The organism is Stenotrophomonas sp. 21LCFQ19 (assembly GCF_056861425.1).
This window is the reverse complement of sequence record NZ_JBSPUF010000007.1, coordinates 203,345-226,768: the sequence shown is the minus strand read 5'-3', so window position 1 is coordinate 226,768 and position 23,424 is coordinate 203,345. Positions and strand designations below refer to the sequence as shown.

General features: G+C 65.4%; 16 protein-coding genes and 1 pseudogene. 7 read left to right on the top strand and 10 right to left on the bottom strand.

Annotated elements, in window-relative coordinates:
• Nucleotides 1–45 precede the first annotated feature (45 nt).
• The 4 genes from prpF to prpB all read right to left on the bottom strand — a co-directional run bounded on the left by prpF (nt 46) and on the right by prpB (nt 6,626).
• The gene (prpF, locus tag AC13FW_RS10200; protein WP_482988969.1) at nt 46–1,239 is read right to left on the bottom strand and encodes a 2-methylaconitate cis-trans isomerase PrpF; all 1,194 of its coding nucleotides are present in this window, start codon (nt 1,237–1,239) and stop codon (nt 46–48) included.
• Nucleotides 1,240–1,423: 184 nt separating this feature from the next.
• Nucleotides 1,424–4,039 (bottom strand): Fe/S-dependent 2-methylisocitrate dehydratase AcnD, encoded by a 2,616-nt coding sequence (acnD, locus tag AC13FW_RS10195; RefSeq protein WP_482988968.1) that lies wholly within the window; start codon nt 4,037–4,039, stop codon nt 1,424–1,426.
• 323 nt (nt 4,040–4,362) lie between these two features.
• Nucleotides 4,363–5,520, bottom strand: coding sequence for a bifunctional 2-methylcitrate synthase/citrate synthase (gene prpC, locus AC13FW_RS10190; protein ID WP_296249403.1), 1,158 nt, complete (start codon nt 5,518–5,520; stop codon nt 4,363–4,365).
• Nucleotides 5,521–5,741: 221 nt separating this feature from the next.
• Nucleotides 5,742–6,626 (bottom strand): methylisocitrate lyase, encoded by an 885-nt coding sequence (gene prpB / locus AC13FW_RS10185; protein WP_293713941.1) that lies wholly within the window; start codon nt 6,624–6,626, stop codon nt 5,742–5,744.
• A gap of 121 nt (nt 6,627–6,747) precedes the next feature.
• On the opposite strand from prpB, the gene AC13FW_RS10180 reads away from it, so the two are divergent.
• Nucleotides 6,748–7,971, top strand: coding sequence for a citrate/2-methylcitrate synthase (locus AC13FW_RS10180; RefSeq protein ID WP_482988967.1), 1,224 nt, complete (start codon nt 6,748–6,750; stop codon nt 7,969–7,971).
• 179 nt (nt 7,972–8,150) lie between these two features.
• Here AC13FW_RS10180 and AC13FW_RS10175 read toward each other — a convergent pair whose 3' ends face one another.
• The 3 genes from AC13FW_RS10175 to pdxH are packed head-to-tail and all read right to left on the bottom strand — an operon-like array spanning nt 8,151 to nt 9,946.
• Nucleotides 8,151–8,951 carry a cobalamin-binding protein gene (locus AC13FW_RS10175; RefSeq protein WP_482988977.1) on the bottom strand — a complete coding sequence of 267 codons (801 nt, stop codon included), beginning with the start codon at nt 8,949–8,951 and terminating at the stop codon, nt 8,151–8,153.
• Nucleotides 8,951–9,295: a YqfO family protein gene (locus AC13FW_RS10170; protein WP_482988966.1), complete on the bottom strand. Its 345-nt coding sequence runs from the start codon at nt 9,293–9,295 to the stop codon at nt 8,951–8,953. Before AC13FW_RS10170 ends, AC13FW_RS10175 begins: the two co-directional genes overlap by 1 nt.
• An 18-nt stretch (nt 9,296–9,313) precedes the next feature.
• Nucleotides 9,314–9,946, bottom strand: a complete 633-nt coding sequence (pdxH, locus tag AC13FW_RS10165) for a pyridoxamine 5'-phosphate oxidase (RefSeq protein ID WP_296249414.1) — start codon at nt 9,944–9,946, stop codon at nt 9,314–9,316.
• A 9-nt stretch (nt 9,947–9,955) separates the two neighbouring features.
• Between pdxH and AC13FW_RS10160 the strand changes: the two genes are divergently transcribed.
• The gene (locus tag AC13FW_RS10160; protein WP_482988965.1) at nt 9,956–10,789 is read left to right on the top strand and encodes a kinase; all 834 of its coding nucleotides are present in this window, start codon (nt 9,956–9,958) and stop codon (nt 10,787–10,789) included.
• A 136-nt stretch (nt 10,790–10,925) separates the two neighbouring features.
• Here AC13FW_RS10160 and AC13FW_RS10155 read toward each other — a convergent pair whose 3' ends face one another.
• The gene (locus AC13FW_RS10155; protein WP_282265844.1) at nt 10,926–11,129 is read right to left on the bottom strand and encodes a dodecin family protein; all 204 of its coding nucleotides are present in this window, start codon (nt 11,127–11,129) and stop codon (nt 10,926–10,928) included.
• A 99-nt stretch (nt 11,130–11,228) separates the two neighbouring features.
• Between AC13FW_RS10155 and AC13FW_RS10150 the strand changes: the two are divergent.
• The 5 genes and pseudogenes from AC13FW_RS10150 to mdtD all read left to right on the top strand — a co-directional run.
• Nucleotides 11,229–11,750, top strand: a pseudogene (locus AC13FW_RS10150) (shikimate kinase); the annotation flags it as partial.
• A gap of 18 nt (nt 11,751–11,768) precedes the next feature.
• Complete coding sequence (aroB, locus tag AC13FW_RS10145) at nt 11,769–12,878, top strand: 3-dehydroquinate synthase (protein WP_296249412.1); 1,110 nt, start codon at nt 11,769–11,771, stop codon at nt 12,876–12,878.
• Between the two features lie 223 nt (nt 12,879–13,101).
• Nucleotides 13,102–13,353 (top strand): WGR domain-containing protein, encoded by a 252-nt coding sequence (locus AC13FW_RS10140; RefSeq protein WP_282265842.1) that lies wholly within the window; start codon nt 13,102–13,104, stop codon nt 13,351–13,353.
• Nucleotides 13,354–13,413: 60 nt separating this feature from the next.
• On the top strand, nt 13,414–14,487 hold the full coding sequence (gene hemE / locus AC13FW_RS10135) for a uroporphyrinogen decarboxylase (RefSeq protein WP_296249391.1): 1,074 nt from the start codon (nt 13,414–13,416) through the stop codon (nt 14,485–14,487).
• 230 nt (nt 14,488–14,717) lie between these two features.
• Nucleotides 14,718–16,139 (top strand): multidrug transporter subunit MdtD, encoded by a 1,422-nt coding sequence (gene mdtD, locus AC13FW_RS10130; protein WP_481534272.1) that lies wholly within the window; start codon nt 14,718–14,720, stop codon nt 16,137–16,139.
• A gap of 9 nt (nt 16,140–16,148) precedes the next feature.
• On the opposite strand, the gene AC13FW_RS10125 is transcribed toward mdtD, so the two are convergent.
• Both AC13FW_RS10125 and AC13FW_RS10120 read right to left on the bottom strand, forming a co-directional pair.
• Nucleotides 16,149–19,706, bottom strand: coding sequence for a hybrid sensor histidine kinase/response regulator (locus tag AC13FW_RS10125; RefSeq protein ID WP_482988964.1), 3,558 nt, complete (start codon nt 19,704–19,706; stop codon nt 16,149–16,151).
• Nucleotides 19,707–19,752: 46 nt separating this feature from the next.
• The gene (locus AC13FW_RS10120) at nt 19,753–23,283 is read right to left on the bottom strand and encodes a hybrid sensor histidine kinase/response regulator (RefSeq protein ID WP_482988963.1); all 3,531 of its coding nucleotides are present in this window, start codon (nt 23,281–23,283) and stop codon (nt 19,753–19,755) included.
• Nucleotides 23,284–23,424: the final 141 nt, after the last annotated feature.

The following is a 23,424-nucleotide window of genomic DNA, read 5'->3' as shown; positions in this document are numbered from 1 at the left end:
TTGGTCTTCTTTCGTCGCCCTCATTGCCATGGACGGAGCGCGATATCAGAACGCATCACCGGGCACGCGCACCCAGCCTTCCATCAGGATGCGTGCGCTGCGGCTCATCACCGCCTTGGTGACCGTCCACTGGCCATCAACCAGCGCGACCGCCGCACCGACGCGCAGCGTGCCGGAAGGATGGCCAAAGCGCACCGCATCACGCTGACCACCACCGGCGGCGAGGTTGACCAGCGTGCCCGGCACTGCCGCTGCCGTGGCAATTGCCACCGAGGCGGTGCCCATCATCGCGTGGTGCAGCTTGCCCATCGACATGGCGCGGGCGTTGAGGTCGATGTCGGCGGCGCGGATCTGCTTGTTGCCACTGGACAGGTAGTCCTGCGACGGCGCCACGAAGGCGACCTTGGGCGTGTGCTGGCGCTTGAGCGCTTCTTCAGGACTCTTGATCAGGCCCATGCGCAGGGCGCCGGCAACGCGGATGGCTTCAAGCTTTGCCAATGCCGCCTTGTCTTCATTGATGGCCGGCTGCAACTCGGCACCGGTGTAACCGATATCCGTTGCATTGATGAAAACCGTGGGGATGCCGGCGGTGATCATGGTCGCCTGCAGCTTGCCGACCCCGGGCACATCGAGCTCATCCACCAGGTTGCCGGTGGGGAACATCGCGCCACCACCCTCGCCTTCGCCCTCATCGGCCGGGTCGATGAACTCCAGCACGATCTCTGCTGCCGGGAAGGTCACGCCATCGAGATCGAAATCACCGGTTTCCTGCACCTGTCCGTTGCTGACCGGCACGTGGGCAATGATGGTCTTGCTGATGTTGGCCTGCCAGATACGCACCGCGCAGACGCCGTTTTCGGGCACGCGTGCCGGATCAACGTAGCCCGCGTGCAGCGCGAATGCGCCAGCACCCGTGGACAGGTTGCCGCAGTTGCCGGACCAGTCGACGAAGTCGGTATCGATCGACACCTGCCCATATAAATAATCCACATCGTGATCGGGCTTACTGCTGGGCGAGATGATCACGCACTTGCTGGTGCTGGATGTGGCGCCGCCCATGCCGTCGGTGTGCTTGGCGTAGGGATCGGGGGAACCGATCACCCGCTGCAATAAGCGGTCACGTGCCTGGCCCGGCTGTTGGGCGCTGGCTGGTAGGTCTTCCAAGCGGAAAAACACGCCCTTGGAGGTGCCGCCGCGCATGTAGGTTGCCGGGATCTTGATCTGGGGGATGTGGGACATGGTGCGGGTTTCCTTGCTTCGATCGTGATGTGGAAGGCCGGATGCGATGCTAGCCGCCTATGCCCTCACCCCAACCCCCGCTCCGCGCCCCGGCCCTTGCGCTGGCGCAAGGGCGTTCGTGGGGCCGCGAACCAGGGGTTCGCTTACAGGCCCCCTCACCCCGCGCGCGGGAGAGGGGCTCAAGTCATGCGTTTGCCGATTCCAGGAAGTCCTGCGCAAACCGCTGCAGTACGCCACCGGCCTCGTAGATCGCCACTTCTTCATCCGAATCCAGGCGACAGGTCATCGGCACCCTGACCACTTCACCGTTGCGGCGGGTGATGACCAGGGTCAGATCGGTACGCGGGGTGCGCAGGCCGATAACGTCATAGCTCTCGGTGCCGTCGATGCCCAGCGTGTTGCGGTTGGTGCCCGGCTTGAACTCCAGCGGCAGCACGCCCATGCCGATCAGGTTGGTGCGGTGGATGCGCTCGAAACCTTCAGCGGCAATCGCTTCAACACCAGCCAGGCGAACGCCCTTGGCCGCCCAGTCACGCGAGCTGCCCTGGCCGTAGTCGGCACCGGCGATGATGATCAACGGCTGCTTGCGTTCCATGTAGGTCTCGATTGCTTCCCACATGCGCATGACCTTGCCTTCGGGCTCCACCCGCGCCAGTGAGCCCTGCTTCACGCTGCCATCCTCATTGCGCACCATCTCGTTGAACAGCTTGGGATTGGCGAAGGTGGCGCGCTGCGCGGTGAGGTGATCGCCGCGGTGGGTGGCGTAGGAATTGAAGTCCTCTTCCGGCAAGCCCATCTTGGCCAGGTACTCGCCGGCGGCGCTGGACAGCAGGATCGCGTTGGACGGCGACAGGTGGTCGGTGGTGATGTTGTCCGGCAGCACCGCCAGCGGCAGCATGCCGCGCAGCGTGCGCTCACCGGCCAATGCACCCTCCCAATACGGCGGGCGGCGGATGTAGGTGCTCTGCGGGCGCCAGTCGTACAGCGGACTGACCTTCTCGCCATGCTCGACGCGGACGTTGAACATCGGGTTGTAGACCTTGCGGAACTGCTCCGGCTTCACTGCCGCCTTCACTACAGCGTCGATCTCGGCATCGCTCGGCCAGATGTCCTTCAGGCGCACTTCCTTGCCGTCGGCGTCCACACCCAGCACGTCCTTCTCGATGTCGAAGCGCACGGTACCGGCGATGGCATAGGCGATCACCAGCGGCGGCGAGGCCAGGAAGGCCTGCTTGGCGTACGGGTGGATGCGGCCATCGAAGTTGCGGTTGCCCGACAGCACGGCGGTCGCGTACAGGTCGCGATCGATGATTTCCTGCTGAATCTTCGGGTCCAGCGCGCCACTCATGCCGTTGCAGGTGGTGCAGGCGAAAGCGACGATGCCGAAGCCCAGCTGCTCCAGGTCCGGCAGCAGGCCGGCTTCTTCCAGATACAGCTGCACCGCCTTGGAGCCCGGCGCCAGCGAAGACTTCACCCACGGCTTGCGGGTCAAGCCACGCGCATTGGCATTGCGCGCCAGCAGCGCGGCGGCAATCACATTGCGCGGATTTGAAGTATTGGTGCAGCTGGTGATGGCAGCGATGATCACCGCGCCATCCGGCATCAGGCCTTCGGCTTCCTCGCCCCTGCCACTGAGCAGCTTGGCTTCGTCGGCGATGCCGCGCTCGGCCAGGTCCGACACCGGCAGGCGCTTGTGTGGATTGCTGGGGCCGGCCATGTTGCGCACCACGCTGGACAGGTCGAACTCAACGACGCGCTCGTACTGCGCGGTTTCCAGTGCGTCCGCCCACAGACCGGTGGTCCTGGCGTAATTCTCGACCAGCGCGATCTGCGCCTCCTCGCGGCCGGTCAGTCGCAAATAGTCGATGGTCTGCTGGTCGATGTAGAACATCGCCGCGGTTGCGCCGTATTCGGGGCACATATTGGAGATGGTGGCGCGGTCACCGATGGTCAGTGCGGCGGCGCCTTCGCCAAAGAACTCAAGGTAAGCGCCAACCACGCGCTCCTTGCGCAGGAACTCGGTGATCGCCAGCACCACGTCGGTGGCGGTGATGTTCGGCTGCGGCTTGCCGGTCAGCTTGACGCCGATGATGTCGGGCAGGCGCATCCACGAGGCGCGGCCAAGCATCACGTTCTCGGCTTCCAGTCCGCCGACACCAATGGCGATGACGCCCAGCGCATCCACATGCGGGGTATGGCTGTCGGTGCCGACGCAGGTATCCGGGAAGGCCACCCCGCCCTGCTGGTAGATCACCGGCGACATCTTCTCCAGATTGATCTGGTGCATGATGCCGTTGCCCGGCGGAATCACGTCGACGTTCTCGAAGGCCAGCTTGGTCCAGTCGATGAAGTGGAAGCGGTCTTCGTTGCGGCGGTCTTCGATGGCGCGGTTCTTGTTGAACGCGTCCGGATCGTAGCCACCGCATTCAACGGCCAGCGAGTGATCGACGATCAGCTGCACCGGCACCACCGGGTTGACCTTGGCCGGGTCACCGCCCTTGTCGGCGATCGCGTCACGCAGGCCCGCGAGATCGACCAGTGCGGTCTGGCCGAGGATGTCATGGCAGACCACGCGCGCCGGGAACCAGGGGAAATCCAGGTCACGCTTGCGCTCGATCAGCTGCTTGAGCGAATCGCTGAGCGTTGCCGGATTGCAGCGACGCACCAGGTTCTCGGCCAGCACGCGCGAGGTATACGGCAGCGTGGCGTAGGCGCCGGGCTGGATGGCGTCGACTGCGGCGCGTGCATCGAAGTAGTCGAGCGTGCTGCCTGCGAGGTGTTTGCGGTAATCGGTATTCATGGCTGGCCTGTGAGGGTCTGGGCTTGCTGGTGCTGCGGTGGAGTGCTGCGCAGATGCGTGTGATTGCAGCAATCCCACAGCAACACATGAAATCTGGCATTTCCCTTCTCCCGCCTGCGGGGGAACAAAGGGCCTGCCCCCGCGAAGGCGGGGGTGCCCGAAGGGCGGATGGGGGGAGCTCTTGCTCTTGTTTCAGCGTTGCTTCGCTTTTTCCTTCAGAGCGAAAAGCTGCTCCACGTGCCAGGAGCCTCCCCTCACCCCAACCCCTCTCCCGCAAGCGGGAGAGGGGCTTTATCGCGCTTGCGGGAGGTTTTCCGCGGGTTTTACGCGCGCTTGTCCAACGGCACGAAGGTCTGGTCTTCCGGGCCGGTGTAGTTCGCGCTCGGGCGGATGATCTTGCCGTCGATGCGCTGCTCGATGATGTGCGCGCTCCAACCCGCGGTACGTGCGATCACGAACAACGGGGTGAACATCGCGGTCGGCACGCCCATCATGTGGTAGCTGACGGCGCTGAACCAATCCAGGTTCGGGAACATCTTCTTGATGTCCCACATCACCGACTCAAGACGCTCGGCGATGTCGTACATCTTCATGTTTTCCTGCTCGGCCGACAGCTCGCGCGAGACGTCCTTGATCACCTTGTTGCGGGGATCGGACACAGTGTAGACCGGGTGACCGAAACCGATCACCACTTCCTTGCGCTCGACGCGAGCCTTGATGTCGGCTTCGGCTTCGTCCGGGGTTTCATAACGCTTCTGCACTTCGAAGGCGACTTCATTGGCGCCACCGTGCTTCGGGCCACGCAGTGCGCCGATGCCGCCGGTGATGGCGCTGTACATGTCGCTGCCGGTGCCGGCGATGACGCGGCAGGCAAAGGTCGAGGCGTTGAATTCATGCTCCGCGTACAGGATCAGGCTGGTGTGCATGGCCTTGACCCAGGAGTCGCGCGGCTGCTCGCCGTGCAGCAGGTGCAGGAAGTGGCCGCCGATCGAGTCATCGTCGGTCTCCACGTCGATGACCTTGCCGTTGTGGCTCCAGTGGTACCAGTACAGCAACATCGAACCCAGCGAGGCCATCAGCTTGTCAGCGATGTCGCGTGCGCCCGGGTGATTGTGGTCGTCCTTCTCCGGCGACACGCAGCCCAGCACGGAAACGCCGGTACGCATCACGTCCATCGGGTGCGCCGACGGCGGCAGTTCTTCGAGCGCGGCCTTCACCGATGCCGGGATGCCACGCAGCGCCTTCAGCTTGGCCTTGTAGGCACGCAGCTCGGCCTTGTTCGGCAGCTTGCCGTGTACCAGCAGGTGGGCGATTTCCTCGAACTCGCTGGTGTTGGCCAGGTCCAGGATGTCGTAGCCACGGTAGTGCAGATCGTTGCCGCTGCGGCCAACGGTACACAGGGCGGTGTTGCCGGCAGCGGTACCGGACAGGGCGACGGACTTCTTCGGCTTGAACGCCGGTGCGGCGGTGGATTCAGACATGGTGTGAACCTCGATCAGATGCGGGATTTTGATGCCCCTCTCCCGCCGGGAGAGGGGTTGGGGTGAGGGTGCAGTCAGCCACAAAGACTTCGCCGTACCCTCATCCGGCGCTACGCGCCATCTACATTCGCGCCATCCTTGGCGCTCACCCTTCGGGCGGCTTTCGCCGTGCAGAACGGCAATCCTGCCGTTCTGTCTCCCACAGGGAGAAGGAAGTGCTGTTACTTCTTCGCAGCAAACGTCTTGTCCAGGCTGCGCTCGAATTCGTGGTAACCGATGCGGTCGTACAGCTCCTCGCGGGTCTGCATGCTGTCCACCACATTACGCTGGTGGCCATCACGGCGGATGGCTTCGTAGACGTTCTCGGCCGCCTTGTTCGCTGCACGGAACGCCGACAGCGGGAACAGCTGCATCGCCACACCGGCCGAGGCCAGTTCATCACGGCTGAACAGCGGCGTCGCGCCAAATTCGGTGATGTTGGCCAGCAACGGCACCTTCACCGCGTCGGCGAAGCGCTTATAGGTCTCCAGGTCGTAGGCAGCCTCGGCAAAGATGCCGTCGGCGCCGGCTTCCACGCAGGCCAGCGCGCGCTCGATGGCTGCGTCCACGCCTTCCATCTGGATGGCATCGGTGCGGGCGATCAGGAAGAAATCCGGATCGGTCTTGGCATCGGCGGCAGCCTTCACCCGATCGACCATTTCACCCTGCGAGACGATTTCCTTGCCCGGGCGGTGGCCACAACGCTTGGCACCCACCTGGTCTTCAATATGACAGGCAGCTGCACCGGCCTTGATCAGCGACTTCACCGTGCGCGCGATGTTGAACGCGCTCGGGCCGAAACCGGTGTCGATATCGACCATCAACGGCAGATCGCAGACATCGCTGATGCGGCGCACGTCGATCAGCACGTCTTCCATCGTGTTGATGCCCAGATCCGGCAGGCCCAGCGAGCCAGCGGCAACGCCGCCGCCGGACAGGTAGATGGCACGGTACCCGGCGCGTTTGGCCAACAGGGCGTGGTTGGCGTTGATCGCGCCCACCACCTGCAACGGGGACTCGGCGGCCAGTGCGGCGCGGAATGCAGCGCCGGCGGAAGAAAGACTCATGGGTGGCTCCTGGCTTGTGGCTGGGCGGAGGCGAGCATGCCATTCCGCTGTGACGGTTAATCTGTCACCATCAGATGCATTGATCAATCTTGATTCAATAAATCAATATATTGAATACGCCATGTCCGACGCCCTCAACCCCGAACTCATACCCGCCAGTGAAGCCTGTGCCCTGCTCGGCATCAGCGCCGCCACGTTGTACGCCTATGTCAGCCGCGGTCTGCTCAGCTCGCGGCCCGGCACGTCGGCGCGCAGCCGGGTGTACCTGCGGGCGGAAGTCGAACGCCTGGCGCAGCGCAAGCAAGCCGGACGAGGCGCCGAACGCGGCGCTGCGCAGAGCCTGGACCGCGGCCTGCCAGTGCTGGAAACCCGTATCTCGCTGATCCGTCCGGATGCGCCCTATTACCGGGGCCGTTCAGCCGTGGCTGCCGCACAGGCCGGTGCCACCCTGGAAGACATCGCGCGCCTGCTATGGGAATGCGAGGAGCAGGATCCGTTCGCCGCGGCCGCCCTGCCCTCCTGGCCGCCGCGTATTGCCAGCCTGGCGCTTGATGGCAGCCTGCCGCCGGTGGAGCGCGCAATGGCCTGCATTCCGCTGCTGGCCTTGGAGCAACGCCAGTCGCTCAACGCAGCGGTCTCCGTGCGTCGCGAGGTCGCTGCGATGCTGCTGCGCCAGAACGCGGCGTTGTTGGTCGGCACCGAGCCCGATGCGCGGCCGGTACATCGCCTGCTCGCCGATGCCTGGATGCCGGGGGATGCGGACTTCGCCGAACTGGTGCGCTCGGCCTTGGTGCTGTGTGCCGACCACGAACTGAATGTTTCGGCGTTTGCAGCGCGCGTGGTCGCCTCCACTGGCGCACACCTGCACGCGACGGTGAGCGCTGGATTGGCTGCCCTGTCCGGCCCGCGCCATGGCGGTGCTACCGCGCGTGCACATGCCCTCCTGGTCGATGCCGAAACCAGCGGATCACCCGCCACCTTCATCGCCGAACGCTGGCGGCGCGGTGACGAACTACCCGGTTTCAACCATCTGCTGTATCCCGATGGCGACCCACGAGGCGCGGAGGTTCTGCGTCAATTGCGCGAACTGCGCGGCGATTCACCGCGCATGCGCCATGTGGAAGCGGTTTTGGCTGCTACCGAAGAAGTCAGCGGGCAGCGGCCGAATATTGACGGGATGCTGGGGGCTATCTGTTATGTGCACGAACTGCCAGGCGCGCATGCCTTGGTGATGTTTGCTACCGCCCGGCTTACTGGTTGGTTGGCGCATGCATTGGAGCAGCAAGCCCTGGGCACCTTGATACGGCCGCGTGCCAGATATACGGGGTTGGCACCGAGAGGGTGAGCTCTCGCCGTCTCCCTTTTGCCAAAGGCCAAGGGGCGGGTTGGGGAGGGGTAAGCTCTTGCGGCCTTTCCAGCATCACCAGCTTCGCGGCTCATGCCGCTCCCACATCCTGTAGATGCGCCGTGATTGCAGATTGATCGGCGGCTGGGCTGTTGTGAGCTTCGCGGCTTACGCCGCTCCTACAGGGCCCCTGCCCGCTTAGACCACTGATTGATGATCTGCGCGATCGCCTGCACGCCATCGGTCAAGGCCGCCGGCCCGGGCTGCAGGATCAGCGGTGACTTGATCTCGTGCAGCTCGCCATCACGCACGGCGTTGATCGCCTCCCAACCCGGACGCGCAGCCACCCGCTCCGGACGGAACTTCTTGCCGCACCATGAGCCGATGATGATGTCCGGGTTGCGCGCGATCACTGGGTCACCATTGGCAAGGATGCGCGCCTTGGCCAGCGGCTCGCGCGACAACTCCGGGAACACATCGATGCCGCCGGCGATCTCCACCAGCTCCGCGCCCCACTGGATGCCGGTGATGATGGGCTCATCCCATTCCTCGACATAGACGCGCGGGCGCTGCGGCAGCTTAGCCGCCTGCCCGGCAATTGCATCCAAGCCCTGCTGCAGTTCGTCCGCGTAGGCATTGGCACGCGCGGCCACGCCCACCAACCCGCCCAGCCGACGGATGTAGTCGATGATGCCGGCGACGCTGCGGTGGTTGGCGATCCACACTTCCACACCGTTGCGTATCAACTCGGCAGCGATATCGGCCTGGATATCGGAAAAACCAATCACCAGGTCCGGCTTCAGCTTGAGAATCTCGCCGACCTTGGCGCTGGTGAAGGCGCTGACCTTGGGCTTGTCACGGCGTGCCTCGGGCGGCCGCACGGTAAAGCCACTGATGCCGACGATGCGGTCCTGCTCGCCGAGTGCATAAAGCGTTTCGGTCGGCTCTTCGGTCAGGCAGACAATGCGGCGCGGGCCAATCATGGTGCGGCGAACTCCGTTGTATCGACGAATACGGCGGGGCTGTTCCAGGGATGATGGGCGGCAATGCCATCATCCAGAATCCGTTGCAGCCGCTGCGGATCGCGCGCAATGCAGAACTCCAGCCGCACCGTGGGCGCGCGCACCAGCTCCCCGCCCTGGCCAACGGCGCTGTGCGTGCCTTCGATCACGCGGAACTGCTCCACGCCCGGCGCGGATTCCCACATACCGTGCGCGTAGCCACCGGCGGCCAGGTCATCCACCGCCAGAATCCCCTGCTTCAGCGTTTCCAGCTGCGCAGGCGGCACGAACACGGTGATGCGGAAGACGGGAATCAACCGCATGCCGATGCCCCCTCATCGTTACGGGAACAGCATCCGCTTGCTCCACTCGCCCGCCGCATCGGCCTCGTAGCACCAACGCTCATGCAGGCGGAAGTCAGCGCCGTACCAGAACTCGATGCGCCGCGGCACCACACGCACCCCGCCCCAGCCGTCCGGACGCGGCACATCGCGGCCTTCAAAACGTGTCTCGAAGTTGGCCAGGCGCTGTTCGAACTCCTCGCGCGACGCCAATGGCTGCGACTGCACCGAGGCCCAGGCACCAATCTGGCTCATGCGCGGGCGGCTGGCGAAGTAGGCATCGGATTCGGCAGCCGACACCAGCTGCGCATCACCTTCGATCCGCACCTGGATGCCCGCCTCGCGCAGGCTGCGCCACAGGAACAACAACGCCGTTGCCCGGTTGTCGTGCAGTTCGCGGCCCTTGCGGCTGTCCAGATGGGTATAGAACACAAAGCCGCGCTCGTCGAAAGCCTTCAGCAACACCGTGCGCGCCGACGGGCGGCCATCGATGTCAGCGGTGGCAACCGTCATCGCGGTGGCATCGATCTCCTTGCCAGCCTTGGCCTCTTCAAACAATGCGGCGAAAGTCGAAAGCGCTTCTGCGTAAAGATTGGTCATGGTCCTGCTTCGTAGGGCACGTGTTTGGGCTATTGTGGCGGCATGTCCCCCGTTCCGCACAGTTTTTCCCAACGCCGCTTTGCGCCGACACTGGTTGCACAGGCGTTGGACGATGCGCTGGCCAGCACCAACGGCACGCCGGTACTGGCAATCAGTGGTGTGCAAGGCAGTGGCAAGTCCACGCTGGCCGCGCAGATCGTGGACCTGGCGCGCACGCGCGGCCTGTGCGCTGCGGCAGTGTCCATCGATGACACCTACCTGACCCGCGCGCAACGGCAACGGCTTGCCGATCGCGTGCATCCCTTGCTTGCCACGCGCGGACCGCCGGGCACGCATGACCTGGCCCTGGCGATGGCCACGCTGGATGCGGCCAAGGCCGGGCAAGGCTTCCTGCTGCCGCGCTTTGACAAACTCGCCGATGAACGGGTGCCGGAAGCACAGTGGAAGAAGATCGAGCAACCGCTGGACCTGCTGGTGTTCGAGGGCTGGTTCCTGGGCACGCCGGCAGAGGCCGACGATGCGCTGCAGTTGCCCTTGAACGCACTGGAACGCGAGGCCGATGCCGACGGCCGCTGGCGGCGCTGGTGCAACCAGTCACTGGCCGAGCATTACCCCGGCTTATGGCAGCGTTTTGACCGGCTGTGGATGCTGCAACCGCCAAGCTTCGCGGTGGTCCCGCACTGGCGCTGGCAGCAGGAGCAGGCGCTGCAGCAGGCATCGCCTGGCCGCAGCAGCATGACAAGGCCGCAGCTGGAGCGCTTCGTGCAGTTCTACGAGCGCATCAGTCGGCAGGCGCTACGCACCCTGCCCGGCATCGCCGACCGGGTCATTGCCCTGGATGCGCAACGGCAGCCGTTGGCGGATACAGCGGACTGAGGCGACGAGGCGACCCGGCCAGCCGCAGCACAACGGTTTCGCATGAATGGCTCGACGGCGCTGGCGCCGCCGAGCCCTTGCAGATGCGTGCCCAGCCTGATCAGCGGGCACCCACCGCGCGATTACTGCAAATGCATTACTGCACCAGGAACGTGATCCGCAGGTTGACCCGCCACTCGGTGACGTTGCCGTCGCCGTCGGTGACAACCTTGGTTTCGTTGATCCACGCACCCTGGATACCCTTGACCGTCTCGGCCACCTTCTTGATGCCGCTGCGCACCGCATCCTCGATGCTGGTCTTGGAGGACGCGTTGACTTCAATGATTTTCGCCACTGACATGTCCAACTCCTTGGTTGCACCACGAACCATTCGTGGAACTGCCGAGCTTGGCTGCTACCGTGTTAAGGCACTGACACGAGGTGCTAGCATCTTCCGGTAATGAATCCCGCCCCCAATCTCATCCTGGTCGGCCCCATGGGTGCCGGCAAAACCAGCATCGGCCGTCGCCTGGCCGAGCGTTTCGGGCTGGTGTTCGTGGATGCCGACCAAGCCATCGTCGACGACGTGGGCTCCAGCATTCCAGCCATTTTCGAGAACGTCGGTGAAGCCGGCTTCCGTGCCCACGAAAAGCGTGTCCTGTCCCGTCTGCTGGAAGGCAGCGGCCAACTGGTCTCGACCGGCGGCGGCTGCGTGCTCGACCGGGAGAACCGTGAACGCATCCGCGCCCATGGTTTCGTGGTCTACCTGCGGGTCAGCGTGGCCTCGCAGCTGTCGCGACTGCAGCGCGACAAGACCCGCCCGCTGCTGCAACGCCCCGACCGCGAGCAGGTGCTGCACGCCATGGCGGCCATCCGCGACCCGCTGTACAGCGAATTGGCCGACCTGATCATCGATACCGACCTCTACACCCCCGCCGACGCCACCGCGCACACCGTCACACGGCTTGCCGCGCAATGGCAGATCCTGGAACCGCCCCGCATGACCGCTCCCACCCGCACCGTCGCCGTCGGCGGCGAACACCCCTACCAGATCCATATCGGCCCGGGCCTGCTGTCGCAGGCACAGGCGCTGGTCGGCGCCATCCGTGGCCGCCATGTGCTGCTGGTCAGCGACGACACCGTCGCACCGCTGTACCTGGCCAAGGTACAGACCGCGCTGTTGGCAGCCCGACCCGACCTGAAGATCGGCCAGCACATCATCCCGGCCGGCGAGGCCTCCAAGACCCTGGACAATTTCGCTGGCGCGATCAACGCGCTGGCAAGCCTCGGCGCCACCCGCGACGCCTGCGTGCTGGCGCTGGGCGGCGGCGTGGTCGGCGACCTGGCCGGCTTCGCCGCGGCCTGCTGGATGCGCGGCGTGGATTGCGTGCAGTTGCCCACCACCCTGCTGTCGATGGTCGACTCCTCGGTCGGTGGCAAGACCGCGGTGGATATTCCGCAGGGCAAGAACCTGGTCGGTGCTTTCCATCCGCCACGTGCAGTCGTCGCGGATACCGCTGCGCTGCGCACCCTGCCTGCACGTGAGCTGCGGGCCGGTCTGGCCGAGGTGATCAAGTACGGTGCCATCCGCGATCCGCTGTTCTTCCAGTGGCTGCAGGCAGAACGCCAGGCCCTGCTGGCCGGCGACGACGGCGCGCTGGCCCAGGCCATCGCCCGCAGCTGCGAGCACAAGGCCGAGATCGTCGAACGCGATCCGCTGGAGAAGGGTGAACGCGCCCTGCTCAACCTCGGCCACACCTTCGGCCATGCGATCGAAACCGCGCAGGGTTACGGCGCGCCGGGCAACGACAACCTCAACCATGGTGAGGCGGTCGCGGTCGGCATGGTGCTGGCGGCCAGGCTGTCGGCGGCGCTGGGCATGGCCGATGCGGCCGATACCGAGGTTCTGCGCGAGCTGCTGGAGGCTTACGGCCTGCCGACGAACATCCCCGCAGGCCTGGATGCCGAGGCGCTGCTTGGGCATATGCGGCTGGACAAGAAGAACATCGCCGGGCGCCTGCGACTGGTGCTGTGGCGCGGCATCGGCAAGGCCGAGGTGGTGCCGGATGTGGATGAGGCGGCGGTGTTGGACGTGCTGCGGCAGGGCTGAGCGGGAAGTCGACCACCGCGCGCTGAAGCCCCTCTCCCTGCGGGAGAGGGGTTGGGGTGAGGGTACGGGCGAAGCCCGGTGACGTCAAAAGAGCACGAGGCTTCGCCCCTACCCTCATCCGCCCTTCGGGCACCTTCTCCCGAGGGGAGAAGGGGGGCGCGGGTCTTATCCAATCGTTCCCCAAAACCAGCCCAAAACCCGCACACCGGCTACAATCGCCGCCATGCGCGTCCTACTGCAACAGCCGCCCAGCGGCAAAGAAGCCCCCCGCTACGTTCAACTGTCCCTGGTGCCGGATCTGCTCGGCGGCTGGGAGTTGCTGCGTGAGAGCGGCCAGACCGGTGGCCGCATCCAGTTGCGCCGCGAGCTTTTCCTGCAGCACGACGACGCCATCCACGCCTTCGAAAAGGCCCGCGATGGCCAGATCAAGAAAGGCTTCCAGGTGATGTTCACCGCCGGCCAGCCCGCGCCCTGAATCCCGCATTCCCTGCAGGTGCGCCGCAGCGCGCCTGCGGTTCTTACCCAGGAGTTCCATGTGACCAGCCCACTTCGCAATGACCGCTTCCTGCGCGCCCTGCGCCGCGAGCCCGTGGACTACACCCCCGTCTGGCTGATGCGCCAGGCCGGCCGCTACCTGCCGGAATACCGCGCTACCCGCGCCCGCGCCGGCAGTTTCCTGGGCATGGCCAAGAACCCGGAAGTCGCCTGCGAAGTGACCCTGCAGCCGCTGGAACGCTTCGACTTGGATGCCGCGATCCTGTTCTCGGACATCCTCACCGTGCCGGACGCCATGGGCCTGGGTCTGTACTTCGTCGACGGCGAAGGCCCCAAGTTCAAGCACCCGGTGCGTGATGCCGCCGCGGTCGCCAAGCTGGCGGTGCCGGACATGGAAACCGAGCTGCGCTATGTAATGGATGCAGTGCGCCTTATCCGCCGCGAGCTCGACGGCAAGGTGCCGCTGATCGGGTTCTCCGGCAGCCCGTGGACCTTGGCCTGCTACATGATCGAAGGCGGCGGCAGCAAGGATTTCGCCCGCATCAAGGCAATGGCGCTGAACGAGCCCAAGGCCCTGCACCAGTTGCTGGAGGTGGTGACCGATGCGGTCATCGCCTACCTGTCGGCACAGCGCGCTGCCGGTGCGCAGGCCCTGCAGGTGTTCGACACCTGGGGCGGCGTGCTCGGTCCGGCGATGTACCGCGAGTTCTCGCTGCGTTACCTCAACCGCATCGCCAGCGAGCTCAAGCGTGGCGACGGCGCTGAGCGCACCCCGCTGATCCTGTTCGGCAAGGGCACCGGCCAGTACGTCGCCGAGCTGGCCGCCAGCGGCGCTGAAGGCGTCGGCGTCGACTGGACCATCTCGCTGGAAGACGCTGCACGCGCAGCCGGCGGCAAGGTCGCACTGCAGGGCAACCTGGACCCGACCACGCTGTACGGCTCGCCCGATGCGATCAGCCGCGAAGTCGGCAAGGTGCTGGAAAGCTATGCCGCCGGCAACGGCGGCTCGCGCGAAGGCCATGTGTTCAACCTGGGCCACGGCATGTCGCCGGACATGAACCCCGAGCACGTCGCCGTGCTGGTGGATGCGGTGCATCGCCTCAGCCGCCGCTGATGCTTGAAGGCCCGGGGCAATCCGGGCCCTTTCTTTCCCTGTAGTGCCGAGCCATGCTCGGCAAGAGCGTTGCACGTAGTCCGAAAGCCTCTGCCGAACATGGCTCGGCGTTACAGGTGAACCGAGCACTACGGGTAAAGCCCCAGCCGAGCATGGCTCGGCACTACATACGCAACATCTGCACACGCATCGGAGGACAATAAGCGCCTGCTCCAGAGCGAGTCGTCTTGATGCCCCCAGCTCCCCCCATCCCGCAGCCTGCCAGTTCCGCCCAGAAGCCGCTGCTATGGCTGGTGTCGCTGGCCATCTTCATGCAAATGCTGGACTCGACCATCGTCAACACGGCCTTGCCGGCGATGGCGCGCAGCCTCGGCGAGAGCCCGCTGCAGATGCAGTCGGTGGTGTTCAGCTACGCGCTGGCGGTGGCCACCTTCATTCCCGCCTCGGGCTGGATCGCCGACCGCTTCGGCACGCGTCGCACCTTCCTCGCCGCGATCGTGCTGTTCACCCTGGGCTCGCTGGCCTGCGCGCTGTCACCCACGCTGCAGTGGCTGGTGGCCTCACGCGTGCTGCAGGGCATTGGCGGCGCGATGTTGCTGCCGGTCGGCCGTCTGGCGGTGATGCGTTCGGTGCCGCGCGAACAGTTCCTGTCGGCGATGAGCTTCATCGCCATCCCCGCGCTGATCGGCCCCCTGCTGGGCCCGACCCTCGGCGGCTGGCTGGTGGAAGTCGCCTCCTGGCATTGGATCTTCCTGATCAATCTGCCGATCGGCATCATCGGCTTCGTCGCCGCGCTGAAGATCATGCCCGACCACTACGGCCAGCGGAATCAACGCTTCGACCTGGCCGGCTATGTGATGCTGGCGTTCGGCATGATTGCCTTGTCACTGGCATTGGATGGCGTGTCAGCGCTCAACTCGGCGCATGCACTGGTGCTGCTGCTGGCAGTGGTTGGCATCGCCGCATTGGCCGGTTACTGGCTGCATGCGGCCAACGCCGCCAATGCGCTGTTTCCGCTGAGCCTGTTCAAGGTGATCAGCTTCCGCATCGGCATCCTCGGCAACCTGTTTTCGCGCATTGGCAGCGGAGCGATGCCGCTGTTGATACCGCTGCTGTTGCAGGTCGGCATGGGCCTGAGCCCGATGACCGCAGGCATGATGATGATTCCGGTAGCCCTGTCCGGCATGGCCGCCAAGCGCGCAGCGGTGAGTCTGGTGGAACGCTTTGGCTACCGCCGCATCCTGATGATCAATACGGTCTGCGTGGGCCTGGCGATGGCCAGTTTCGCGCTGATCACCGCCGAGCAGCCGCTGTGGTTGCGACTGACTCAACTGGCTATCTTCGGCGCGGTCAATTCGATGCAGTTCACCGTGATGAACACCGTCACCCTGCGCGACCTGGACACGCACCAGGCCAGCAGCGGCAACAGCTTGTTGTCGATGGTGATGATGCTCGCCACCGGCTTTGGCGCGGCCACCGCCGGCAGCCTGCTGGCGGCCTTTGGCAATCACTTGAGCGGCCACGGTGCGACCGCAGCACTGCATGCCACCTTCCTCTGCGTCGGGGCGATCACCCTCAGCTCGACCTTGGTGTTCTGGCAGCTGCCCGACAACCGCCCGCACCCGCGGGCGGTGGAAGAAGTTGCCGAGTAAACCCACCCTTCAGTCGGGCGCGGCCTGCGCCTGTTGCCGGCGCTGCGCCTCCAATACGCCAGCGATTGCCTCCAGCAACATCTGTGCGGTCACCGGCTTGCGCAGGAAATCGGCAAAGCCGGCATCGCGCGCCAGTGGTTCGGCCTCGGCATCGGAGCGCGCGGTTACCGCAATCAACGGCATTTCGTAGCCCATTGTCTTCAATTGCCGTGCGAGCCCGAAGCCATCGATGCCGGGCAGATCCAGATCCAGCAAGGCCACATCGAACTCCTGGCTGGACAGTTCGGCCAATGCTGCCAGGCCATGCGCGGCATGCACCGCGCTATGCCCGTGCACTTCGAGCAAGCCACGGATCACCGCAGCAATCGTCGGGTCGTCCTCCACCAGCAGCACCCGCTGCGCCGGCAGGTTCATCCACGCGCCGCTGGTGACATCATCGTCCATCGAGGTCGGCGGCACTTCCCAGGCCAGCGGCAGGTCGACGATGAAGCAGGTGCCCTCACCCAGACTGCTCTCCACATCGATGCTGCCGCCCATCGCCACGCTCAACTCGTTGCAGATGGCCAAGCCCAGACCGCTGCCACCATAGCGCGCGGCAGTGCGCGCGCCATCGGCCTGTTCAAAGCGACGGAACAGGCGCTGCTGCTGCTCGGCACTGATACCCGGACCGGTGTCACTGACCTCGAAACGGACACCCTTGCCACCGTCCTGCAGGCGCACGCGCAGGCTCACCGAACCATGGCTGGTGAACTTGATCGCATTACCAAGCAGGTTGAGCAGTATCTGCCGCAAACGCATCACATCGCCGATCAGGCGCGTGCGTGGCGCTGCGCCGCTGTCGAACTCGAATGCCAGCCCGCGCCGCTGCGCCAGCGGTTCCATCAGGCCGCGCACGTCTTCCAGCAGCTGCCGCAGCTCCAGGGGCTGATTCTGCAGCTCCAGTCGCCCGGCTTCGATACGGGCAAGATCCAGCGCATCATTGACCAGCCGCAGCAGGTGTTCACCCGCCCGGCGAATCGACTGCGTGTAGCCTCGCTGGCGCTCGTCCAGCGGTGTCGCCAGCAACAGCTCGCTCATGCCCAGCACCCCGGTCATCGGCGTGCGCACCTCATGGCCAAGCGTGGCAAGGAAGCGGGTCTTGGCCAGGGACGCCTGCTCGGCCAGCTCCTGCTTGTGTCGCGCCAGCTGCCATTCATTGCGGCGGCGCAGACGCCGCTGGTACAGCCAGGCACCACTCAATATCAGCGCAACAGCAATCACGAGGAAAGTCATCACCCCGGCCGGGCTGCGCGCCCATGGCGGCTGCACGCGGAAGGCCAGGGTCTGCACCGGCGACCACACATTGTCCGAAGTGGCGGCCTGTATCTCCAGCTGATAGCGCCCCGGCGGCAGCCGCGAGAACACGCGATCGCCGGACGCGCCCACGTCCACCCAGTCCGGGTCATAGCCGGCCAGGCGGAAGCGGTAGGTATTGGTCGCCGAGTCAGCGAAGGACAGCAGGCGCGCGGCAATGCGCAGGTCGCGGTCGCCATCGAGGATCTGCAAGGGCGATTCCAGGGTGATGTCGCGTTCCTTGTCGCCACGACGCACGCTGACCCGCTCGATGATCAGCGGCGGTCGGCGGGTTGAAGGCTTCACCTGGCTGGGATCGAACAACACCACACCATCGGGCGTGCCACCGGCCAGCTGGCCGGTACGCGCCTGCACCAGCGAGCGACGGCGGAACTCCTGCCCAGGCAGGCCATCGTGCACGCCATACATGCGCACCGAGCGATTGGCCGGGTCAATGCGGATCAGGCCACGCGCACTGATCGCCCACGCCACGCCTTCGGCGTCCACCAGCAGGCCGGTGGCAGCCAGCATCGGAAAACCCTGCTCGACGCCGACGCGATCAAGCAAGGTCATGCGCTGCCCATCCCACAGATAGCGATCCATGCGCCCAAGGCCGGCGATCCAGACCACACCGGTATCGGTGACGTGGAAGGTGGAGACGCGCCCTGTCGGCCCGCCCGGCACCGGCGCGAAGCGCCCCTGCTGCGACTGCCAGGCATGCAGGCCGGTGCCTGTCGCCAACCACAGCTGATCAGCGGGGCCGCACTGCATGTCCTCGATCAGTGCTTCCGGCACCCCGGCCTGGCCCGGTTTCAGCTGCAGCAGCACGTGGCCATCGGCATCGCGTTGCTGCATGCCGCCGTCTTCGGAATAGATCCAGATCCGGCCCCCGTTGCAGCTGCGCACGATGTCGGCATCACCAATCATCGCCGCGTCCTTGCCGTCATTGCCATGCCAGCGCTGTACGCTGCCGTCACCCGGGTCGTAGCGCACCAGCGCATCCAGACTGCCTATCCAGACCTTGCCGTGTGCATCCTCAACCAACGACTGCGGCCAGTTCTTGCCATCAATCGCCTGCAGGTGGTGTTGCACTTCACCGGTACCGGGGTCGAGCCGATCCAGGGCGCCGCGCGTACCCACCACCCAGATACCACCAGAGGCCGATGGCGCCAAGGCCAGTGCATAGGGATTGCGCAACGAGGATGGATCGTCCAGATGCCGCGACAACACCGAGAACTGCCGCCAGCTCGGTGGCAGATGCCATAACCCGGCATTGGTGCTGGCGAACCACAGCCCGCCTTCGCGGTCCTCGTAGGCGCTGGACCAGTTGGGCTTGACGATCCCGCGCTCCTGCGCGCTGTACAAGGGCACGTTGCGCACCACGTTGCCGCGGATCCGGCCCAGCCCGGAACGGGTATCCAGCCAGTAACTGCCATCGGCTGAATACTGCAGCATGTTGAACACATCGCCGGGCGCGGCACCTGCCCAGGTTGCCGCCTCGAAGCGGCCGTCGGCATGGCGCTGGACCACACCTTCGTTGGTGGCCACCCACAGCCGCCCTTGCTTATCCACCTTCAAGCCATTGATACGCGGCGAAGGCAGCAGTGCATTGCTGACCCGGTCGAAGCCTGCACCATTCCAACGCGCCAAGCCGCCCTTGGTGCCAACCCAGAGGCTGCCATCCGGGGTGACTGTCATATAGGTCACCGACGCCGCCGGCAGGCTGTGCTCATCGCCGGCTATCGGCATGAAGCGACGGATATTGCCGTCCGGATCGAGCCGGTGCAGACCACCGGTAGCGGTACCGAACCAGACGCTGCCATCAGGCGTGGAGGCGATGGCCCAGATCGTATTACTGCCTATCTGCGGATAGGTCTGCTGGTCGAAGAAGGTGAACTTGAGCCGGTCCGGCGACAACATCACCAGCCCGGCGTTCTGCGTGCCAATCCACAGCCGGTTGCTTTTATCCGCGTGCAAACTCCACACCACGTTGTCGCGCAGCCCGTTCTCCGCGCGCCAGATGCGGTAATTGCGGCCGTCGTAGCGGGCAAGCCCGTCACGGCTGGCCAGCCACAGGTAACCGGTGAGGTCTTCGGCAAAGGCATTGATGTTGCTGGAAGGCAGGCCATCGGCCACGGTCAACTGCCGTGGCTGCGGTGTTGCAGGCACTTCGGCCAGTGCCACAGATGGCACCAGCAACAGTCCGCCCAGCAACAACCCTGCGAGCCATTTCATCAAACCCAACCTCCTGCCACGCCGCACGGCGCGCCTGTGATGGCGACTATTGTGCCTGTCCCGGCGCCAACGCATCAGCGATCGCATCGACCAGCATCTGCCCGGTCACCGGCTTGCGCAGGAAACCCTTCATACCTGCAGCGCGCGCCAGCTGTTCGGCCTGTGCGTCGGCGCGCGCGGTGACCGCGATCAACGGGAAGCGGTGGCCGGACCCACGCAGCTGGTCGGCCAGCGCAATGCCATCCAACGCCGGCAGATCCAGGTCCAGCAGACCCACATCGAATACCCGCTCGCCAACCTCCGCCAACGCAGCCAAGCCGTGTGCGGCATGTATCACCTGATGGCCGCGCGCGGTCAGTAGACCGGTAATCACCTGGGCCACGGTCGGATCGTCCTCCACCAGCAGTATGGTCAGTGGCCGCAGCGCGACCGCAGGCTCGGCAGCAGCCGCCCCGGCGCTGCTCGAGTGCTGCCATGGCAGCGGCACTTCAAGCACGAAGCACGCGCCTTCACCCAGACGGCTCTCGACGCGGATGTTGCCGCCCATTGCTATTGCAAGCTCCTGGCATATCGCCAGGCCCAGACCACTGCCACCGTAGCGCGATGCGGTACGGTTGCCGTCAGCCTGCTCAAAACGTTGGAACAGACGACTCTGCTGCTCGGCACTGATGCCCGGCCCGGTGTCGCTGACGCTCAGGCAGATGCCGCCATGCCCTGGCAACAGCTGCGCGCCAACCGCGACCTTGCCACGCTCGGTGAACTTGATTGCATTGCCCAACAGGTTCATCAGGATCTGCCGCAGGCGCATGGCATCCCCCACCACCATCACCGGGTTTGCAAATGGCGCAGCAGCCTCGAACACCAGCCCGCGACGCTCCGCCATCGGTGCCATCAGAGCGCTCACTTCCTGCAGCAGGCGGCCGAGGTCGAAGGGACGATTGTCGAGCTCCAGCTTGCCGGCTTCGATGCGCGCCAGGTCCAGCGCGTCATTGACCAACGCCAGCAGGTGCGTGCCGGCCTGCTGGATCGCACCGGCAAAGCGCTGCTGGCGTTCGTCCAGGTCGGTGCTCAGCAACAACTCACTCATGCCCAGGACACCGGTCAACGGCGTGCGCACCTCATGGCCCAAGGTTGCCAGGAAGCGGGTTTTCGCCTGCGAGGCCTGTTCGGCCAATTCCTGCTTGTGCAGCGCCAGCTGCCATTCGTTGCGCCGACGCTCACGCCGCCGGTACCCGAGCACCGCTGCCACCGCCAACACTCCGAGCAGCAGCGCCCAGGCCGCCAGCGCCCAGTTGCTGCGCCACCACGGTGGTGCGACCTCGATCTGCAATGTCTGCGGTAGCGTCCACGGACCATCGGCGGCTGCACCCTGCACCTGCATCCGGTAGCTGCCGGCAGGCAGGCGCGATACCAGGCGTTCACCATCACTGCCCAGATCCACCCAGTTCTGGTCGTAGCCTTCGATCTGGACGCGGAAACGATGCCGCGCCGGATCGACATAGGACAGCAGTCGCCCGGTCACCCGCAGATCGCGATCCTCTGGCCCAAGGTGAATCGACGTCCCCTTGAGCCGCTGCTCGCGTGCAGCATCATCGCGACGCACGCCGATCGACTCGATCACCAGCTGCGAGCCCACTGGCGCGGTGACCTTGGCATCGGGATTGAAGCTGAGCAGGCCTGTCGCAGACACCGCCAATGCCCGTCCGCAACCTGCATGCGCCGGTGGCCGCGCGGTGAACTCGGTATCGGTCAGGCCATCGCCTTCTTCCAGCACCCGCACCCGCGCCGCGCCCGGCTGCCACCACAGTAGTCCGCGCGTCGTTGTCGACCACAACTGGCCACTGCAGCCCACCACCAGCCCCCCCATCGCTACGGCCGGCACCCCTTCATCGGCACCCAGCCGCTGCAGCAGGGAGAACCCCTTCGCGTCATGAGCGTAATGTTCCAACGCGCCATCACGCGCCAACCAGGCGCTGCCATCGGCGAGGAACACCAGGTCATAGACCATTCCTTCCGAAACGCCTGGCACGACGACAAAACGCTTGCCATCAAAGCGCTGCACGCCGCCGCCGCCAACCAGCCACAGACTGCCATCGGCGCCCTGTCGCAGCTGCTCAACCAGCTTTTCCGGCAGGCCAGAGGCCGTTCCCTGCGGATAGTCCGCCAACAAGCGGCCATCGGCCGCTCGGTGCTGCAGGCCGTGATTGATGATGGACAGCCACATGCTGCCGTCAGCCGCCAGCCGCATCAGATCCGCGCGTTGCGTCGGATCATCGCCCACGCCCAGATCGATCCGCCGCACCTGTCCATCCGAAGGCCGGTACAGGGTGATCCCGCCGGCGCGGCCCAGCCAGATCACCCCATCACTGCCGCGCTGCACCGACCAGATACTGCCAGGGCCGAGTTGCGCTTCACCGGCCAGCTGGGACAGCTTGCCGGCTGCATCCAACTGGTACAGGCCATGGCCGCCGACCACCAGGAAGCCCTTGCCATCGGCGGCCGAATTGATCAGGTACAGGCTCTCCAGCGACTTGCCGTCGAGCTGGTAGTGGCTGGAAAACCTGGACCAGTCCGGGCGCAGATAGGCCATGCCCTGGGTCAACATGGCGGTCCAGATGCCGCCTTCGTGATCCTGCAACAGGTCCAGCACACCACTGTTGGCAGTCAGGAAGCCGCTGCCGCCATCGCCGTCCAGCAACTGCAGGTTATGCGCATCGCCGCGATACAGGCCGGAGGAGCTGCCCATCCAGTAGCGCCCATCGCGATCATGCAGGACCATGGCCGCACGCGCCTGCGCCGCCTGCGGCCATGGCGCAGCCGACACCGTACCGTCGTCGAGTACCCGGTACAGGCCGGCATCGGTGCCTACCCAGATGCCGCCATCGCGGTCGCCGCTCAGGCGGATCACATCCTTGCCTTCGAGCAGTGGCGAACGCACAGCCGCAAAGCCGTCCCCCCGCCGCCAGCGCACCAGGCCACTGGTGGTACCGATCCACATGCTGTTGTCCTTGCCGGGCAGCAAGGCGTAGATGGTGTCGTCCGTCAGGCTGCGCGGATCATCCGGCTGGTGCTGGTAGCGGCTGATCCGGCCATCGGCATGCCGCAGACAGATACCGCTGCCGCTGGTACCCACCCACAGGTCGCTGCCCTGCATGGCCAACGCCCAGACCTGCTGTTTGCAGATGGCCTCCAGCTCGGCGAAGCGGGTGAAGCGCTGACGGTTGGCATCCAGCATCGCCAGGCCGGCACCGTTGGCACCGACCCAGACCCGGTCCTGTGCATCGATCAGCAGGGTTTCCAGGGTGTTGCCCGGCAGCGAGCCCGACACCTGCGGGTCGTGCCTCCATACCCGCAACTGGGTACCGTCGTAGCGTGCAAGGCCGTCATCGGTAGCCGCCCAGACGTAGCCGTGACGATCCTGGCCCAACGCAAGCACGGTCCGCGACGGCAGGCCTTCCGCCACACCCAGGCGCCGCATGCGCGGCGTTTCAGCCAGATCCAGCGCCACCGCCCAGCACGGCCACAACAGCAGCAACGCCAGCACCGTCAGCCGTGCACCCCGAAAAATCCTTTTCATCAACGCCCGACACTCCCCATCGCGGCCCCACATGCCTCACCCCAATCGGTGCGACTTTAGCGCCGGCCCCGGCCCCGGGCAAAGTCACCTGAACCGACTGCGTAACAAACCGTTGCGCAATATGCGCACAAACCATCACCT

What these genes read in the sequence shown, in the direction of transcription:
- prpF (WP_482988969.1), bottom strand. Translation starts at nt 1,239, where the DNA reads ATGTCCCACATCCCCCAGATCAAGATCCCGGCAACCTACATGCGCGGC.
- acnD (WP_482988968.1), bottom strand. Translation starts at nt 4,039, where the DNA reads ATGAATACCGATTACCGCAAACACCTCGCAGGCAGCACGCTCGACTAC.
- prpC (WP_296249403.1), bottom strand. Translation starts at nt 5,520, where the DNA reads ATGTCTGAATCCACCGCCGCACCGGCGTTCAAGCCGAAGAAGTCCGTC.
- prpB (WP_293713941.1), bottom strand. Translation starts at nt 6,626, where the DNA reads ATGAGTCTTTCTTCCGCCGGCGCTGCATTCCGCGCCGCACTGGCCGCC.
- AC13FW_RS10180 (WP_482988967.1), top strand. Translation starts at nt 6,748, where the DNA reads ATGTCCGACGCCCTCAACCCCGAACTCATACCCGCCAGTGAAGCCTGT.
- AC13FW_RS10170 (WP_482988966.1), bottom strand. Translation starts at nt 9,295, where the DNA reads ATGCGGTTGATTCCCGTCTTCCGCATCACCGTGTTCGTGCCGCCTGCG.
- AC13FW_RS10160 (WP_482988965.1), top strand. Translation starts at nt 9,956, where the DNA reads ATGTCCCCCGTTCCGCACAGTTTTTCCCAACGCCGCTTTGCGCCGACA.
- AC13FW_RS10155 (WP_282265844.1), bottom strand. Translation starts at nt 11,129, where the DNA reads ATGTCAGTGGCGAAAATCATTGAAGTCAACGCGTCCTCCAAGACCAGC.
- aroB (WP_296249412.1), top strand. Translation starts at nt 11,769, where the DNA reads ATGACCGCTCCCACCCGCACCGTCGCCGTCGGCGGCGAACACCCCTAC.
- AC13FW_RS10140 (WP_282265842.1), top strand. Translation starts at nt 13,102, where the DNA reads ATGCGCGTCCTACTGCAACAGCCGCCCAGCGGCAAAGAAGCCCCCCGC.
- mdtD (WP_481534272.1), top strand. Translation starts at nt 14,718, where the DNA reads ATGCCCCCAGCTCCCCCCATCCCGCAGCCTGCCAGTTCCGCCCAGAAG.
- AC13FW_RS10125 (WP_482988964.1), bottom strand. Translation starts at nt 19,706, where the DNA reads ATGAAATGGCTCGCAGGGTTGTTGCTGGGCGGACTGTTGCTGGTGCCA.
- AC13FW_RS10120 (WP_482988963.1), bottom strand. Translation starts at nt 23,283, where the DNA reads ATGAAAAGGATTTTTCGGGGTGCACGGCTGACGGTGCTGGCGTTGCTG.